Annotated in this window: 19 protein-coding genes; 4 read left to right on the top strand and 15 right to left on the bottom strand. The window is 51.1% G+C overall.

Annotated elements, in window-relative coordinates; translation table 11 throughout:
• Positions 1–8 precede the first annotated feature (8 nt).
• Genes ACZ500_RS06665 through hsp20 form a run of 4 tightly spaced genes read right to left on the bottom strand, consistent with a single transcriptional unit; the run spans position 9 to position 4,431 of the window.
• Positions 9–692: a hypothetical protein gene (locus ACZ500_RS06665; protein ID WP_464231726.1), complete on the bottom strand. Its 684-nt coding sequence runs from the start codon at positions 690–692 to the stop codon at positions 9–11.
• A complete protein-coding gene (locus ACZ500_RS06670; RefSeq protein ID WP_464231727.1) occupies positions 685–1,722 on the bottom strand; it encodes a GvpL/GvpF family gas vesicle protein in 1,038 nt (345 codons plus the stop codon). The genes ACZ500_RS06665 and ACZ500_RS06670 overlap by 8 nt, the downstream gene beginning before the upstream one ends.
• Complete coding sequence (locus ACZ500_RS06675; RefSeq protein WP_464231728.1) at positions 1,719–3,839, bottom strand: CDC48 family AAA ATPase; 2,121 nt, start codon at positions 3,837–3,839, stop codon at positions 1,719–1,721. The genes ACZ500_RS06670 and ACZ500_RS06675 overlap by 4 nt, the downstream gene beginning before the upstream one ends.
• A 40-nt stretch (positions 3,840–3,879) precedes the next feature.
• Positions 3,880–4,431, bottom strand: coding sequence for an archaeal heat shock protein Hsp20 (hsp20, locus tag ACZ500_RS06680; protein ID WP_464231729.1), 552 nt, complete (start codon positions 4,429–4,431; stop codon positions 3,880–3,882).
• Positions 4,432–4,507: 76 nt separating this feature from the next.
• Here hsp20 and ACZ500_RS06685 point away from each other — a divergent pair, with 76 nt between their 5' ends.
• Positions 4,508–4,651 (top strand): hypothetical protein, encoded by a 144-nt coding sequence (locus ACZ500_RS06685; RefSeq protein WP_464231730.1) that lies wholly within the window; start codon positions 4,508–4,510, stop codon positions 4,649–4,651.
• 136 nt (positions 4,652–4,787) lie between these two features.
• Here the strand turns inward: ACZ500_RS06685 and ACZ500_RS06690 are convergent, their stop codons facing one another.
• The 8 genes from ACZ500_RS06690 to ACZ500_RS06725 all read right to left on the bottom strand — a co-directional run bounded on the left by ACZ500_RS06690 (position 4,788) and on the right by ACZ500_RS06725 (position 10,453).
• The gene (locus ACZ500_RS06690; protein ID WP_464231731.1) at positions 4,788–5,540 is read right to left on the bottom strand and encodes a GvpL/GvpF family gas vesicle protein; all 753 of its coding nucleotides are present in this window, start codon (positions 5,538–5,540) and stop codon (positions 4,788–4,790) included.
• 41 nt (positions 5,541–5,581) lie between these two features.
• The gene (locus ACZ500_RS06695) at positions 5,582–5,899 is read right to left on the bottom strand and encodes a hypothetical protein (protein ID WP_464231732.1); all 318 of its coding nucleotides are present in this window, start codon (positions 5,897–5,899) and stop codon (positions 5,582–5,584) included.
• Between the two features lie 216 nt (positions 5,900–6,115).
• The gene (gene gvpN / locus ACZ500_RS06700) at positions 6,116–7,033 is read right to left on the bottom strand and encodes a gas vesicle protein GvpN (RefSeq protein WP_464233011.1); all 918 of its coding nucleotides are present in this window, start codon (positions 7,031–7,033) and stop codon (positions 6,116–6,118) included.
• Positions 7,034–7,183: 150 nt separating this feature from the next.
• Complete coding sequence (locus ACZ500_RS06705; protein WP_464231733.1) at positions 7,184–8,398, bottom strand: hypothetical protein; 1,215 nt, start codon at positions 8,396–8,398, stop codon at positions 7,184–7,186.
• Positions 8,399–8,581: 183 nt separating this feature from the next.
• Positions 8,582–9,232 carry a hypothetical protein gene (locus ACZ500_RS06710; protein WP_464231734.1) on the bottom strand — a complete coding sequence of 217 codons (651 nt, stop codon included), beginning with the start codon at positions 9,230–9,232 and terminating at the stop codon, positions 8,582–8,584.
• Positions 9,233–9,578: 346 nt separating this feature from the next.
• Positions 9,579–9,782: a gas vesicle structural protein GvpA gene (gene gvpA, locus ACZ500_RS06715; RefSeq protein ID WP_464231735.1), complete on the bottom strand. Its 204-nt coding sequence runs from the start codon at positions 9,780–9,782 to the stop codon at positions 9,579–9,581.
• 44 nt (positions 9,783–9,826) lie between these two features.
• Positions 9,827–10,030 (bottom strand): gas vesicle structural protein GvpA, encoded by a 204-nt coding sequence (gvpA, locus tag ACZ500_RS06720; protein WP_464231735.1) that lies wholly within the window; start codon positions 10,028–10,030, stop codon positions 9,827–9,829.
• A gap of 24 nt (positions 10,031–10,054) precedes the next feature.
• Positions 10,055–10,453, bottom strand: a complete 399-nt coding sequence (locus ACZ500_RS06725; RefSeq protein ID WP_464231736.1) for a response regulator — start codon at positions 10,451–10,453, stop codon at positions 10,055–10,057.
• Between the two features lie 51 nt (positions 10,454–10,504).
• On the opposite strand from ACZ500_RS06725, the gene ACZ500_RS06730 reads away from it, so the two are divergent.
• Complete coding sequence (locus ACZ500_RS06730) at positions 10,505–10,711, top strand: hypothetical protein (RefSeq protein WP_464231737.1); 207 nt, start codon at positions 10,505–10,507, stop codon at positions 10,709–10,711.
• Positions 10,712–10,885: 174 nt separating this feature from the next.
• Here the strand turns inward: ACZ500_RS06730 and ACZ500_RS06735 are convergent, their stop codons facing one another.
• Positions 10,886–12,406: a sigma-54-dependent transcriptional regulator gene (locus tag ACZ500_RS06735; protein ID WP_464231738.1), complete on the bottom strand. Its 1,521-nt coding sequence runs from the start codon at positions 12,404–12,406 to the stop codon at positions 10,886–10,888.
• Positions 12,324–14,216, bottom strand: a complete 1,893-nt coding sequence (locus ACZ500_RS06740; RefSeq protein ID WP_464231739.1) for a PAS domain S-box protein — start codon at positions 14,214–14,216, stop codon at positions 12,324–12,326. Before ACZ500_RS06740 ends, ACZ500_RS06735 begins: the two co-directional genes overlap by 83 nt.
• A gap of 110 nt (positions 14,217–14,326) precedes the next feature.
• Here ACZ500_RS06740 and ACZ500_RS06745 point away from each other — a divergent pair, with 110 nt between their 5' ends.
• Positions 14,327–14,458, top strand: a complete 132-nt coding sequence (locus tag ACZ500_RS06745; RefSeq protein ID WP_464231740.1) for a hypothetical protein — start codon at positions 14,327–14,329, stop codon at positions 14,456–14,458.
• 28 nt (positions 14,459–14,486) lie between these two features.
• Here ACZ500_RS06745 and ACZ500_RS06750 read toward each other — a convergent pair whose 3' ends face one another.
• Positions 14,487–14,627 carry a hypothetical protein gene (locus tag ACZ500_RS06750; RefSeq protein WP_464231741.1) on the bottom strand — a complete coding sequence of 47 codons (141 nt, stop codon included), beginning with the start codon at positions 14,625–14,627 and terminating at the stop codon, positions 14,487–14,489.
• Positions 14,628–15,121: 494 nt separating this feature from the next.
• Between ACZ500_RS06750 and ACZ500_RS06755 the strand changes: the two genes are divergently transcribed.
• Complete coding sequence (locus tag ACZ500_RS06755; protein ID WP_464231742.1) at positions 15,122–16,300, top strand: efflux RND transporter periplasmic adaptor subunit; 1,179 nt, start codon at positions 15,122–15,124, stop codon at positions 16,298–16,300.
• Position 16,301 lies beyond the last annotated feature (1 nt).

Below are 16,301 nucleotides of genomic sequence, written 5' to 3' on the forward strand. Positions count from 1 at the left end.
TATCCCATTCATTTCGGTGCTCTGATCATGTATTCCGCCAATCGTGAAAATCTTTCTTCATCCGCCCCTGTCAATAGAGCCGAGAAATATTCTCTCACCAAACTTGGATCCTTGACTGTAATAAGCCGGATTGAGCGATTGAGATATTCGTAGACCTTGTGAAAAGCCCCCATGAAAAGGGCTCCCCTTTCACCGTCCTTCAGATTCACGTGGATTGCCTCGGCCACAAAGCGGTCTCTCCTTTCCATAAGCCGCGTATCCTCATGCTCGTATCCAATCTGGGCAGTCGAGCTATCCCACCGTGATGGGCTTTGGGATGATCTGAGGAGACGTTCGTATTCTTCCTGGATCAGGGCGATATCCTCGGTCTTCTGGATCAGTGCCCCACGCTCCACAAGATCGCGCACGATCCTGTAATTTTGGCTTCCTGTCCGCGCACCCTGTTCGATGATTCTCTTTCCGAATTCGCCCCCGCTTATCAATCCATCCTGGAAAATCTTGAGGTCCGCGGCATCGATGGACCTGAAATAGACTTCGATCCCTTCCCAGAAACGGGCGATGATCTCCTTGTGCGCCGCCCACCGCTCCTCTCCACAAATCTCGGCACTTCTCCGATCGAGTTGCGGCGCAAGGCTTCCCAAATCGGATGCGATGTGGATCACCGGAACATAGAGCAGGGTCCTCTCAGTCATCGTTCCGGGCCGGCTTCTCTAAAAGGCGAACACGAAGCCATTCCCTCACATCCTTTTCACGGAACGATGCGCGGCCGTCCCCGCAATAACCAGAAAGAAATCGATAAGCCTTATGAAGCTTTTCGAAATACTTGGGAGCCTCCGAGTCACCGGGTCTGTTGTCCGGATGGAACCGCCTGCTCAATTCCCAAAAGGCATCCCGTATCTCTTCCGGCGTGCCTTCTTCCCCCAGGCAAAGACATCTTCGCGCTTCTTCGACGGCGCCAAATTCGGCCTTGACGATCTCCATGGTGCAGAAACTATACGGCGGAAGGGGGCCGACAATCTTGAAGCGGATGGCATCCCGATATTCGCGGTCCATCCTCCTGACCCCTCTCAGAAAGGATTCTTCGCGCTCCGCGCGCAACAAGAACGCGGTATTCAAGATCATGAATTCATCCATGACGGGATGATGACAATGATCTTCCGCTTCCATCAGCAGGTTTTGCACGATCTCCTTTTTCCTTGCTCTGGCTTTCACGTCGAGCAGAGCCTTGACCTGCCTTCCGGTTTTTATCCTGATCTCAAGAGCCTGTTCCGGCGCACACGATTCGGCTACGTCCTTGAGCCTTCTGACTTCCTCCTCGTTGCCGATCTCCCGCAGAAGCCCGTCCATGTCCGCCCAAAGAGCAACCAGGTCCAACTCTATCATGCCTCTGATCCGGTGAAGGTTCTGGAGAATCTCGCTATGCTGTCCATTCAGCAGGCTTTGGATTTCTTCATTCCCCTCGAGGATGGTTCCAAACTTGGCAGGCAACACAGGGTAATCGCTCATCACCTTTTCGATGGTCGCTTGATAAAGCGCCAGAGTTCTCAAAAGGGCCGCCTTGGGGAGTGCATCCATGTCGAACTCTCCCACCGGACTCACCAAGGCGGAAATCCCCTCGTGGGAGACAGCGTAGGTCTCCCCGCCGTCGATCCCATTGGGCCCGAGATGGATCGGCGCATCCGTTTCGATGAAACCATAAAGAAAGTGGCCTGATACCTTCACCGTGCCGCATCTCCTTTGCCTTCAAAGAAGGCTTCCTCAAAATGTCTCAGCAAAATCCTGAAGGAACTCACGTCCTGTTCACCAACATCGAGAAACTCCCTGATCGCGATAAGGCTGGCCTTTCTGCAGATCGATTCGATGTCCGCTCCGACCATGCCATCGGCCAGCTCAGCCAAGACCGAGAGGTCGATTTCAGGAGCCAGAGGCTTGCCCTCAGTGTGGACGGCAAATATCTCCCGTCTTGCAGGTTCATCAGGGGCCGGCAGTTTGAGATGGAGATCGAACCGTCCCGGTCTGAGCATCGCCGGATCGATGATGTCCAACCGGTTGGTGGCCCCCAGGACGACGATGCCTTTCAGTTCCTCGATCCCATCCAATTCGGTCAAAAATTGGCTGATCACCCGATCGACCACATGTGAGGACATTTCCGAGCCTCTCCTGGGGACGATGCTATCGATTTCATCAAAGAATATGATGCAGGGAGAGGCCTGCTTCGCCTTCTTGAAAATCTCCCGGACGCCCTTCTCGCTCTCACCGACCCATTTGGACAACAGCTCCGGCCCCTTGATGGATATGAAATTCACCTCTGACTGGGAGGCGACGGCCTTGGCCAAAAGCGTCTTGCCGGTTCCAGGCTCTCCATAAAGAAGGATGCCCTTCGGAGGGGAGGTCCGGGCATACTCAAACAGTTTGCTGTATTTCAACGGCCATTCAATGGTTTCCTTGAGGACGCGTTTGATTCCGGCAAGCCCTCCGACGTCCCTCCAGCGAACGTCCGGGATCTCCGTAAAAACCTCGCGGATAGCCGAAGGCTCGATCTCTTTCAGGGCCTCGGTGAAATCTTCCATCGCCACTTGAAGGCCCATCAGCGTGTCATACGGAATCTGCTCCAGTTCAAAATCGATCCTCGGAAAAATCTTTCTCAGGGTGGCCATAGCAGCTTCCCGGGAGAGGGCCTCCAGATCCGCCCCTACGAACCCATGGGTAATCTCGGCCAATCGAGGAACGTCCACATCTTCGGCCAAGGGCATTCCCCGCGTATGAATCTCGAGAATCTGCAAGCGTGCGTTTCTGTCCGGAATTCCGATCTCGATCTCCCTATCGAAGCGCCCCGGCCTTCGCAGGGCAGGATCGATGGCATTGGGGATATTGGTGGCGCCGATTACAATCACTTGTCCGCGGGAGGACAGGCCATCCATGAGGGCCAGGAGTTGGGCTACGACCCTCTTCTCGACCTGTTTTTCCCCGCCCATTTCCTCGCGCTTGGGCGCAATGGCATCGATCTCGTCGAGAAAGATAATACTGGGGGCATGCGCTGTAGCCTCTTCGAATATCTTGCGCAGATTGGCCTCGCTCTGGCCGTAGAACTTGTTCATGATCTCCGGACCACTCAGATGTCTGAAGTGGACATCCGTTTCGTTGGCAACCGCCCGAGCGATGAGCGTCTTCCCGCAGCCCGGTGGTCCGTGAAGCAGCACACCTTTGGGAGGATCGACCCCAAGCCTTTCAAAAACCTGCGGATAACGGAGCGGGAGTTCGATCATCTCGCGGACCTTGCGGATCTCTTTTCCCAGGCCGCCGATATCTTCGTAAGCGATGCGGCTTTTTCCTTCCTTAGGTTCCTTCTCCAGTTGGATATGGATGGAGGTTGATGGGTGAATGATCACAGGGCCGGCAGGCCTCGTGCCAAGAACCTCGAAATCCTGTGTCCGTGCTCCAAAAAGCCGCGCTCTTACCTTATCACCCTCCTTCAACGGAAGCCCCTCGAGAAGGCTTCCTATGTACCGAGCATCATAGGAACGCATCAGAGTGAGCGGGGCCACCACGATCTTCTCCGCCGCCTCGCAGGAGGTCTTCTCCAGAACGATCTTCTCATCGATCCCCGCCTGGGCATTTTCCCGAGTTATCCCATCGACCCGGATAAGCCCCTTGCCTCGGTCCTCCATATACGCCGGCATAACCTTGGCCACCGTCTCCCGCCTACCCTTCAGTTGGACCACATCCCCCACTTCCACCCCAATTCGAGAGAAGTCGGCAGGATCGAAACGGACAATGCCCCGGCCTGCGTCTTTAGGAGCGGCTTCCGTTACTTTGAGGATCAGCTGTCTGCCTTCCATCGTTCCACCAAACCTCCTGATTCAAATCAAAAACCGGCTCTCAAACCGCCCCTTCCGAAGGCCGGATCCTGATCTCCAGCACACCGTTCTTGTAAGCCGATGTCAGGCTGTCTTTGGCAGCCTCCCGCGGGAGCAGGACCTCTTTGTGGTACTTTCTCTTTTCCCCCTCCGCCCGAATCGTCAGGATATCCCCCCTCACCTCGAGCCTGATATCCGTCTCCTCGATCCCGGGCATCTCGACCACAATCTGCATTCCATCCGGAGTATCGAAGACATCCACGAGCGGTTCACGAAACTCTTCTACAACAGGACCTTTGGGCGTTCTCTTGACGTTCCCGAATTGCTGAACCGCAGGACGACCATCCGCCATGGTTCGGACATTGATCCCGTAAACTGCCTTCAAGTCCTTGAGGCCTTTGAGTTTTCCAAGATCTCCGAAGTCGATTTCTCCGGTTTTCCCCACCTCTTCGCCCTTTTCGGCCAGACGATTGGCAGCCTCGATCAGATTGGTAATGCCTTTGAAGAGTCCCCCCAAACCCAGATCAAAGCCGATGCCTTCCTTTTCATCATCTCCCTTTTTCCGTGTCGGCATTTTACGCATCCTCTCTGCGCACCGTTTTTCTGCGCTATTGCATGGAAAAGCGGCGGCTGGTTACTTCCATCGGGAAATGGCCTTTTTGGCCAATCTCGGCGTCAATCTGCACGTTCGCTTGTGCGGCGACCACCAGGTCGACTCCGTACAAACGCTCGATTTCCTTGATATTGGCCAAAAATCCCCATTTCCGGGTTGGAAACCTGGTCGTTCTGGATAATCATTTCCGAATGAACACTGGTTAAATCCCACTCCGAAACGATCTGCTTGGCTAAAAAACCTCACTTTCGAATTGCAAACTCTTAGTGGAATGACTCCGTTTCCGAACGGGCACCTTTTCACACCTCGGAACCGGACTACAATTTCATCTCCAGGTTGACGAAGTTAAACGGCGGCGCAGGACCGACTACCTGGAAATCCGCGGTCCCGCTATATTTTTCAGCCAAATCCTCCACCAGAAAATCAAACTGCTTTTCGCGGGTCCGATCTATGAGAAAAACGGCATTGAGAAACATCTCGTCCCCCACCCCGTCCTTTGCTTGAATATCAATGGCAATCCTTTTCAAAGTATTCAGGACCTTCTCACATTCCTCCCGTTTTCTTTTCTCCAGGGCATCCTTGACGGCCCTACCCAAAGCGACTCTTTTCTCGGAATCGGCTTCCTCGCACGCACCCGCCAAAGGCGTTAGGCTGCCCTTCATTTCCAGACCGGATGCCATGATTTCGGCAAAAATGGTCTTCATCTGGGTCCAGCGCGCCTTGAGACCAACTTCCACCTTGTTGTCCAGATCGCGCAGGAGCCCTTTGAACTCCACATATCGTTTTCGTAAAAACATCCGCACTTCTTCGGCATTGTTCGCTACGGTACAAAAACGGACCGGCAAAACCGTGTAGTCCCTCATGACCTCTTCTATGACTCGCTCATGATCCATAAGATTCTCCCTATTGATGACATAGCGGGTCAACGGAGAGTTGCTGATTACTGCACTAATGTCATTATAACCAATCGTTGTAACCACATCACCTCTCTGGCCGATGCCTATCGTGCCAAAATTTCTGCCTTCGTTGGCTCCGATAATGCAATAAATATATTTTCCTTCCTTACTCATAACCATATCCTCACCGACCAGTTTTCCCAGATATGCGTTAATCAATATTCTATTTTTACAACATTTATAGATTTTGATACATCCTCTTTTATCGGCTGCTTTCTAAAATTAGCTTTCTTGCCATCTTCTTGATCAATGCCGATCAGCTTTGAAATTTGATCCTCGAGAGACTGTATCTTGCCTTCAATTTGTTCTTTACGCTTGATCACATTAACCAATTCATTCTGCAGAATACACTTATTGTTTTCAAGAAGATAAAGGTCCAATTGAATAGACGATTTATCAGCACGCGGCAAAATTCCCTGTCTCAGTTTTTTTATTGTACTGATCGATTTGAGGCCTCTGATCTTTCGTTCCATACTGATCCTCTCCGAGTATGCATCCATAAGCCATTTAGTTTCCATCCGGAAATGGTCTTTTTGGCCAATCTCGGCGTCAATCTGCACGTTTGCTTGTGCGGCGACCCACAGGTCGCCTCCGCGCAAACGCTGGATTTCCTTGATATTGGCCAAAAATCCTCATTTCCGGATTGGAAACTGGGTTGTACCGGGAAATCATTTCCGGATGGACACCGTTTAGCAGATCTCTTCAATCAAGCGCCCTATCGTTTCCCTGACCTTGACCTGATTACCGATGCTTCCGATGCGGCTTGTCTCGGAGGCCAAAATATCCAGGCAGATCTGCCTGAATACGGAGTCGTTTCTGTTGGCTGAAACCTTTTGAACCGAGAGGGTCTTTGCTATCATGATGCATCCCCGGATAGTGGGGGCAAATTCATAGGTATCGGATTCTCTCAGACCTCGAACAATCTTTACGATCTTGCCTGCATCCCCATTGAGCAGGCCTGATTTGAACTGAGTGATACGAACCTCTGTCTCCTCATCAAAGTAATCCAGATCCATCGTGATCATTCTATCCCGAAGAGCATCCTGACTCCGATGAACTCCTGCATACTCCTCCGGGTTGCTGGTAAAAATCGCCGTAAAATCGGGATGGACTCGTATATACCCTCCATCTGTACCGCCTCTTGCTGCAGGGAGATCGAGCATCCTCTCCTGCAGGACAGAAAGCAGTATATTGTTGGCTTCCGGGCGTGAACGTGTAAATTCATCATAGATGAGGGTAAAACCATTCTTGCATGCTACCGTCAGTCGATTGTCAACCCAGCGCTTCCTCATTTCCTCTTCGGTCTTCAGCACGGTGTGGATAAAATTGTCAACCACCTTCTTTGACCGAAACCCATATTCCCCTCCCACCAGATCCGATGTCGAATATTCCTCGTCGCCATGGATCATCACTACGGGCCGGCCGATCTTAGCCGCTACATGCAACGCCAGAGTCGTTTTTCCAGTTCCAGAAATTCCCCTGAAATGAATGGGAAATCCCGCCGTTAGATAAGCCATCGCTCTTCCGGTGATATCTTCTACGTAGGGAGTCTCAACAAAATTGGGAAGAGATCTCGGCTCCAAGACCGTTGCCATTTCCTGCGTCAACATCTGATCCTCCTTTTTTCATGCCTGATAATGTCGTTTGCTTTGTTTGAATTGATTTCTCCCCCGCACGGCAGCGCATGGGGGAGAAATCAGGCGTGTCCTGGAGTCTACGTGAGATGCCGCTTGGTGTTACCCCAATATCTTGGAATCTCAGGCAATAAAATAGCTCGAGTCCTCTTTCCTTACATCCCCGTTCTCTAAAAGCTCCCGAATCACAGGGATAAGGGAACGCCAATTAGCCAAACCCAGTTCTTCGGCGATCTCCACCATTTTCAATCCCTGCGGACGCTCTCTGAGCAATTCCAGGATTCGATCCTCAAAATCCGATCCCCACTCCGTAGCTTCTTGTGAGCTTTCGCTTCCTTCTTCGGCAGGTAAATCCTCTGCAGGCTCCTCGGCCACCGGTTCGGACGCCTTTTTTTCGGTGGATTGCGAAGACTGCAAAACCTCCTCGACGGTTCCGACCTTTTCCTCCGCCGCGACTTCGACCGGAGCCACCGACTCGCCAGCCCTCCCGGACTGAACCGCGGAGAGGATCTCTTTCCAGATCCGTGCAGCATTGCTCCGGTCTGAATTCAATTCACCTAAGAGCGTAGAAACAGATGCGGTCAAACTGCTTCGGAACTCGGAAAGCCTTCCCCTGAGTCCAGCCGCCATCTCTTCAAACTCGGATCGGTCCGCCTTTTTCCGTTCTGTTTCCGCAGCGTCCAAACCCTCCATGAAACGGCGAAGCCCCGCAATAACGTCAGCCAGCATAGCCCTAAGAAATTCCGCGCTTTCCTTCAATTCCGCTTGAACGCCCTCTTTGCGCTCTGTTTCCGCTTTCTGCAAACTGGTTTTGAACTCTACCAGGCTCTGTCTCAGGGCTTGAAGATTCAATCTCAGAGCCTCGGATACTCCCTTTCGGGTTTCTTCAAATTCCTTCAACAGCGACTTCGTTTTTGCGCCAAGTTCCGCAATCAGCTTCTTTCTATCTTCAATTTCAGTTTGTGTCTGCTCCTTACGGCCGGCTTCAGACACATCCAGGTCGGCCTTGTACTGCTGAAGCAACAATGAAAATTGCTCAAGTTCATCCCGTAGCTTCTCGCTTGATTCTTTCCGCGCTGTGGAAATATCATCCAGCATATCACGGGTGGCCTTGCATAATGTCGAGACATCTTCTTTTCGATTTTCACGAATTTGATCAAATCCAGCGAGCATCTCCTGCGCCATACTCTTCCGACTCTCGGCCAGAGTCGAGATGAATTCCAGTGTCTGGGCCTTTGACGTGGCCATGTCCTGCCTCATCCGATCCATGGCATTCATACGTTCTTCATGCGCCGCTGCAATCTCTTCCGCCAATCTCCTCAAATCATCTTGTAGCATCTTTTCCCTCCTTGTCCTTTCATCATCCGTACAGGACATGCTTGAGACTTTTCTTTCGGACTGAGGGGTATCACTAACACCTGGTCTACCTCAAGGATGTCTCTCCGATTGGTTATGCGAATCGGCGGAATGGATATGTACCTTTTCTCCACCGATTGGCGGAAACTACTCTGATGCCCTCGATCAAGAGCCCTGAAAAAGGTCCGCTCCGCAAGCGATTGTACGCCACCGGCTCTGAATTCCTTCACGAACGCGATTGAGATCTTCGATCATGCGGATCAGCCCTCCCTCTCTCTCTTTCTGCTGAGCCTTCAGTGCCTTGAGCATCATTCTGAAATCCTTCATGCGGATGCTTTCCCCTTTTGACAAAAGGCTCATCAACGATGTACGCAGTTCCTCCTGTTCAACCTGAAGCAGCTTGAGCGCATGAAGAATCTTGATTTCCCTTTCTTTCTGCTTCTTCGACAGATCGGTGCGAATCTCGTGCACCTCCTCCAAACCATTCGAAGACCCGCTCAAAAGAAGGATTCTAAGACGATCGACCATCTTTTTTTCCTGATCCTGGAAGCTGTGAAAAATCTGTTCGGTGTCCGCTGCGTGTGACCTCCATCGTGTGGCTACATCCTCTATCATTCGGTCAAAATCTTTTTTTCTGAGACTTTCCGCCTTCGCCAAATTATCCCGTAAGCGTAGGATCATATCCTGGACTTCAACCTGATAACACTTCAGTGCTTCATAAGCCTGTCCCATGAGAGAATTGACGGTATTGACCCGCATCTCGTAGGAGTCGAGAAGAGCATCTGCAAATTGCTTCAGATCATCTCTTGACTTCATTACTACAACCTCCAGGATCCTCTCAAATTTCGATCATATTCAACTTATAAATGAACACTTTCAATAATCAGCATCCATTATATAGTCTTTTTATCATGATAACAATTGGATGGCATCATTAATTCGTCTACCAATAAAAAAACCGTTAATAAACCGGACACAAAACCCTACGATAAGAACCAATGAAGGGAGACCTGTCAGGTTTAGTAACGGTCTTTCGGTGCGTTGCGGAGATTTCAGATATGCTTGAGATATCACAGCGCTAAGATTTATTGCGCTTGCGAAGGGGTCTCGTGCGCCTTCACACCCTCCAGGATATCTGGCAATCTCCCTTCAATAAATGTATTTATGCAGCTGCCGTCAGGCCCACCGCCTCAGCGTACTTGAGGTAGGTTTCGACGCCGGCCACAACCGCTCTAGCCTCAATCGCCAAGAGCTCGATGCCCACCAGGGAAACCCTGGCCCACGCATCCACAACCACACCCTTGTCAAGAATCCTGTCCACCACCTCAGCCAAGCTGGAGGATGCCATCGATTTTTCCATTGCCATTGTGATTCTCCTTTCCTTTTACATTCTGATTGGTTCTCTGCTGTTTAGGCAGCAGCCGTAAGGCCTACCGCTTCGGCGTACTTGAGGTAGGTTTCGACGCCGGCCACAACCGCTCTAGCCTCAATCGCCAAGAGCTCGATGCCCACCAGGGAAACCCTGGCCCACGCATCCACAACCACACCCTTGTCGAGGATCCTGTCCACTACCTCGGCCAAGCTGGAGGATGCCATCGATTTCTCCATCGCCATTTGCATTCACCTCCTTTCTCTTTTTTACTTGAACAAGGCCAGGTCAACCGCCCTCCGGCCCCCGTTTATGGCTTGCCTGCAAAGCTCGACAAGCTCCCGAATGTCGAAAGGTTTCTCGAGAAAGGCATAGGCCCCTTTCTCCAAGAATGCGGATCGCGTTTCCCCTAAGGCGGATATACCGATCACCTCAGCACGACAGCCCAGCGTCTTGATTTCTTCGAAAATTGACAATCCGCAATGGTCCGGCAGAACGTAATTAAGGAGGATCAAACGAATTTCAGGATGATTTTTTATAATTTCCATTGCATCCTTTCCATTGGTTACAGCCTCCACGGCCAATCCCGCAGTCTCCAGCACATTGCCGATAACCCAGAGCATCTCCTCTGAATCCTCGATGATCAAAACTTGAAAACCATTACTCATAGTCCTATCCCGAATATGTTCGCTGAACATCTAATGAGTTTCCATCCGGCAATGGTCTTTTTGGCCAATCTCAGCCCTAATCCGGGCGTTTGCCTGTGCGGCGACCACCAGGTCGTTCCCGCGCAAATACCTGGTATCATTAGATCCTGGCCAAAAATCCTCATTTCCGGGTTGGAAACGCGATTCTGCTGGATAATCATTTCCGGATGGACTGATGAGGATATTTCATCAGATATGCCAGTTCTGTGCCAAGAATGATATGCAGGAACGTTGGAGCTGTCGGCGGTGAGTTTTTGCAGTGTTTACAGCGTTATTCCAAATACTTCGGAAGAAATGGCAGCGATTGGGTCAAACAGAGGGGGAAACCTAGGAAGAAAGATGTGGTAGGGCATCCAGACCCCAATTAGGGCAGAAATGCCATAGTAGGGAATTTTAAAAGTTGGAATCTTCCTCCCATTTTTTCATCTTTCGAAGCAGGGTCTTGTAATCAATGCACAGCCTGCGTGCAACCTCGCTTTTATTACCACCGGCATCGGCCAACGCCTGCATGATTATCCGCTGCTCCGCATAATCGGCTACGAGCCTGACGCTCTCCTTCAATGAAGCCCCGTCATAATTCACGGGAGCCGCGGGCATCGGATCCAGGACTCCATTAGCGAGAGGTGCGACGCAATCCATCATAAAATGGTCAGGGTGAAGGAGGTTGTCGGGCTCGCACAGGAGGACCGCCTGCCGGATAACATTACGCAACTCACGGACATTTCCAGGCCAGGCATAGGTAGAAAGGACTTGCAAGGCGGCCTTTGAAAGACCTTTGCACGGTTTATCCAATTCCTGGGAGGCCTCTTTGATGAAGCGGTTGGCCAGGTGAGGGATATCCTCGGCCCTTTCCCTCAAGGGGGAAACCCGTATGACGAACTCTTTCAGCCGAAAGTAGAGATCTGAGCGGAACGCCCCACATTCAATATGTTTTTCCAAAGGCCTGTTTGTGGCCGCGATGATGCGAGCCGAGAAAGGCTGGGTCTTCGTCGCCCCCAATCTCTGGACCGTCCTTTCCTGCATCGCGCGCAAGAGTTTCTGCTGAGCGGAATAAGGGAGATTCCCTATTTCGTCCAAAAAGAGGGTCCCCCCTTCGGCCAACTCGAATTGGCCTGGTTTATCCTGCCCGGCGCCGGTAAAGGCCCCCTTCATGTAGCCGAACAGTTCGCTTTCTATGAGAGATTCAGGTATGGCTCCGCAATCGACGGCTACAAAAGGACGGTTTTCTCCCCCTCCCAAATCGTGAATAGCCCGCGCCACCAATTCCTTTCCAGCCCCGCTTTCACCTTCGATCAACACACTGAACGAAGTAGGGCCAACCTTTTCAATCAGCTGAACCAGGTTTCGGATTCTATCGCCGTATCCCATAAGTTCGTACAGAGAAGATCGTCCATTGAGGACCTTCTTGAGATGCTGCACTTCCTGGGTCAGATCGCGGGTTTCGATAGCTCGTTGAACGGTAAAAAGAAGATCGTTGTTGTCCACCGGTTTACTGATGTAATCATAAACGCCCATCTTCATAGCTCTAACAGCTGATTTGACTTCACCGTACGCGGTGACCATTATGATAGAGGGCTTCGATCCGCTTTGAAGCATTTCTTCCGCCACAGAAAGCCCGTCTTTCCCAGGCATATGATAATCCAACAGCACCAGGTCAGGCTTCATCTCATCAAGTATCCCAATCCCAGCTTCACCATTGGCGGCGCCAAACACTTCATAACCGGCGGCTTTGAGCACATTTCCGGTAGCCCACACAAAGTCGCAATCATCATCGACAAGCAGTATCTTCCTTCCACCAACACAATTTTGAACTGAAATCATTTTCTCCCTCCTATCGCCCCTCCGGCAACGACCGGTTATATGGGAAATGAACGGAGATACGTGTCCCGCCTCCGCTAGGGCAATCCACCTCAATGTCGCCCCCGTGCTCTGCTATAATCGACTGACAGATGCTCAATCCAAGACCCGTACCTCCGTCCTTTGTCGTAAAGAAAGGATCGAAGATGCGCTGCCGGTATTCGTCCGGAATCCCCGGACCATTGTCCTCAATATCGACCTGAAGGGTTTCTTCGGAAGGCAGAAAACGGGTATTAATGATGATTTGCCCTTTGGAAGAAAATGACTGAACGGCATTGATAATAATATTAACGAACACCTGCCCCAACTTATCCTCATCGGCAAGAATTTTTGGGTTTTCTTTATCAAAATTCAGTAAATAATTGATGTCATAAGACCGAGGTTCCAAATTTACCATCCGTATCGCCTTTTCAATAATCTCATGAATATCAACTTCCTTCCATTCCAAACGGGGTGGACGAGCAAAATTCAAAAGCTCCCCTATGAGTCGATTGGCACGCAGGCTGTTACGGTAAATAACTTGAAGATTCTCTTTCAAAAGCTTATCAGGGGACAAGTGATCCAGACAAAATTGAGAACAAGAACTTATAACGGCTAAAGGATTCTTGAGCTCGTGCGCAAGTCCAGCTGCAAATTGACCTAAGGCTGATAGCTTCTCAGACCGTAGCATCAAATCTGTCATATTCTTCTGATGTGTGATGTCCACAATATATACCATCAGACAAATAGGCTTGCTAGATGAATCGACGACAGAGTTAATGGTGTAATGAACATGACGATGAGCACCATCGCTTCGCTTGATTTCCGCTTCACTGGAATAAGACTGAAGCTCTGACACTTTTTTCGCTTCGTCACTCAACTGGCCATCTAATGGACAACCAATGAAATCCCAAATCGGCTTCCCCAAGATTTCAGATTCAACTTTCATACCGAGAATATTGATAAAAGCTTGATTGGCATATGTCAAAATACCTTCCAAATCGGCAAAAGCAACGGGATTAGAAGAAGAAGCGATCGCATAATCCCTGATCCGCAACTCATTCTCAGATTGAATCCGCTCGGATATGTCACGCAATATAATCAGAACAGCCGGCTTCTCCTGCCATGTTGTACCGATAAGGTTCATCTCCACCCAAACCAAGCTCTTATCCTTTTTAGGGATACGGAAAGAGATCAATGATTGGACAGATTTTTCCCATAATCGATTTTCATATGCGCTTATAATGACAGGATAGTCGCTGGGATAAACAACATCAGACAAAGTAAGTTTTTCAAGCTCTTGAATTGAATAGCCAGTAATTTCCAAAGCGCGTGGATTTGCATACTGAATCTTTTCGTCCTGTACAATGACAATCATGTCCCTGGAGTGCTCAACTATGTTTTTGAATTTCAGCTGAGAATCTCTAAGCTCGAATTTTTTATTTTGATATAATTCTCCTGAAGCAGTCAGCAAATTAGCTTCTTTTCGCCCAACCACCTGACCCAATCGTAATCGATCAAGATTTTGGATGCATTCTTCGACTGATTTCAAAAGCATATGAAGCTCGAGAGGTTTAAAGAGATAATCGAAAATATCATGTTTTGAAAAAGCTTCAAACAAAAGGCTGGCTTCTGACCGCCCAGTGATTATGAGGATCTGCGTCAACGGATTGATTTCCTGAATCCTTCGACTGGCTTCAAGCCCATCGATAATAGGCATAGAAATATCCAGAATGGCGATATCGATCTCATGCTCACCCGCTAAACGAACCGCTTCTTCTCCGTCGGATGCCGAAAAAACCATATATTTATGTTTTGTCAAAGCCTGCGTCAGAAATTTCCGAATCAATTCCTCATCATCGGCAAGGAGAATATTCGTCTTAACCATAACTACCTCTCTCTTCAAACTGCTCTTGAGCCGAATTCAGACTCAGAAGAACCTTTATCTTACTTCTCGAACAGCTGCGCGAGCTTTACTGCCAAATTTTCCATCCGAAAATGTTCCTTTTTGCTAATCTCAGCGTCAATCTGCACGTTTGCTTGTGCGGCGACCACCAGGTCGCCTCCGCGCAAACGCTTGATTTCATTGCTATTGGCAAACCGGGACCCGCCGCGAAGCGGTGGGACTGAGCACGCGAAGCGTGCGAAGAAAAAATCCTCATTTCCGGATTGGAAACCGGGTCGTGCTGGATAAAGCATTTCCTGATGGATACAAATGATCCGGCGAAAAAAACTTTTCTGTAAAATCAACCTCATGGTCAAGGATACCGTGATAAACAATCACTTGATATTCAGGCATAAGACCTGCTCCACCGGATGGGATGCCGAGAAAATTTATACCCCAGAAAACACACCCTTAGCAAGAACTCTCCTCACCATATTTTTTTTCGAACCCGAATCGCTGATTCTTTTCGGATTTCGACATCAATCCGCACGTTTCCTTCGATCAAACCCTACAGGTCCCATCGACACAAGGGATTCATTTTTTTGGTATCGCTCAATCGGGGAACCCGCAGCGCCGGGACTGGGCGCGCCCCCTGTCCAATTGCGGCAGCCACTCTGACCGCTCGACAAAAAAATGGAAGTTTCGTAATTTTTCCTTGACCTTTTGTGTCCTTTTGATCCTAAATTTGTCCGACAATACGTTTTCCGTATGCAGACCCAACCATTCGCGATCCACCCGCCTTCCTCGAGACAACCGTCACGGGTTCCCTGTACCGGAGGATGATAGTGGTAAACATATCCCATTTCGAATCTTTACCCGTCCCACGCCGAAAGCGGCGCAGGCGGGGCTTGCTCTCTGCCATTCTGACCCTGTCGTTTGCCCTCACGGCCTTCGGCTGCAAGAAACAGGATCCGGGAGGCGCCCAGTCCGCAGAGCAGCCGGTGAACGTCACAGTAAGCACGGTGAAGACGCAGGACGTCCCCGTCGTCTTCGAATTCATCGCCCAGGTGGAAAGCTCCCGGCAGGTGAACATCCAGGCGCGCGTGAGCGGATTTCTCGAAAAGCGGGTTTACACCGAGGGGACCATCGTCCAGGAGGGCGAAATCCTCTTCCAGATGGATCAAAAACCTTTCAAAGCGCAGCTCGCACAGGCCGAGGCCGCCCTCGCCCGCCAGCAGGCCGCCTACGAGGTCGCGCGCCGGAACCTCGCCCGCGTCAAGCCCCTCGCCGCCGCCGACGCCCTCTCCCAGAAGGACCTCGACGACGCGACCGGCCAGTACCAGTCCACCGCCGCCGCCGTCGAGCAGGCCAAGGCCGCCGTCGAGCAGGCCAGACTCGACCTCTCTTACACGGTCATCACCTCGCCCGTAACGGGCATCTCCGGTTCGGCGGACCAGGCCGACGGCACCTATCTCAGCTTCACGAACAGCCAGCTGACCACGGTCACCGTGCTCTCGCCGATCTATGTGAACTTCAGCGTCTCCGAGAACGACTGGCTGCGCTCCCGTGATCAGATCGGCAAGGGACAGCTCATCGAACCCGAAGCGGAGGCTTACACCGCCGAGATCATCCTGGCCGACGGCTCGCTTTATCCGCATACCGGCAAGCTGACCTTCGCCGATCCCTCCTTCAGCGCCGAGACGGGCACCTTCCTGATCCGCGCAACCTTCGACAACCCCGACGGTCAGCTACACCCCAATCAATACGTGCGCATTCACCTGAAGGGAGCCGTCCGCCCCGATGCGGTACTCGTTCCTCAGCGCGCGGTCCAGCAGTCGTCCAAGGGGCATTTCGTATGGGTTCAAGGCAAGGATGACAAGGCCGAAACGCGCCCGGTCGTGGTGGGCGAATGGCACGGGGATCAGTGGCTCGTCTCGGAGGGATTGCACCCCGGGGACCGCGTCGTGGTAGACGGTGAGATCGCCCTCAGGCCCGGCACCCCTTTGAAGGTCAACCACCCGATCGATCAGGAGAGGCCGGGAGGATCGTCCAAGGCCGGAAACAACCCACCGAAGAGCGGCCGCTAGG

This window comes from Desulfatiglans parachlorophenolica (genome assembly GCF_055394735.1).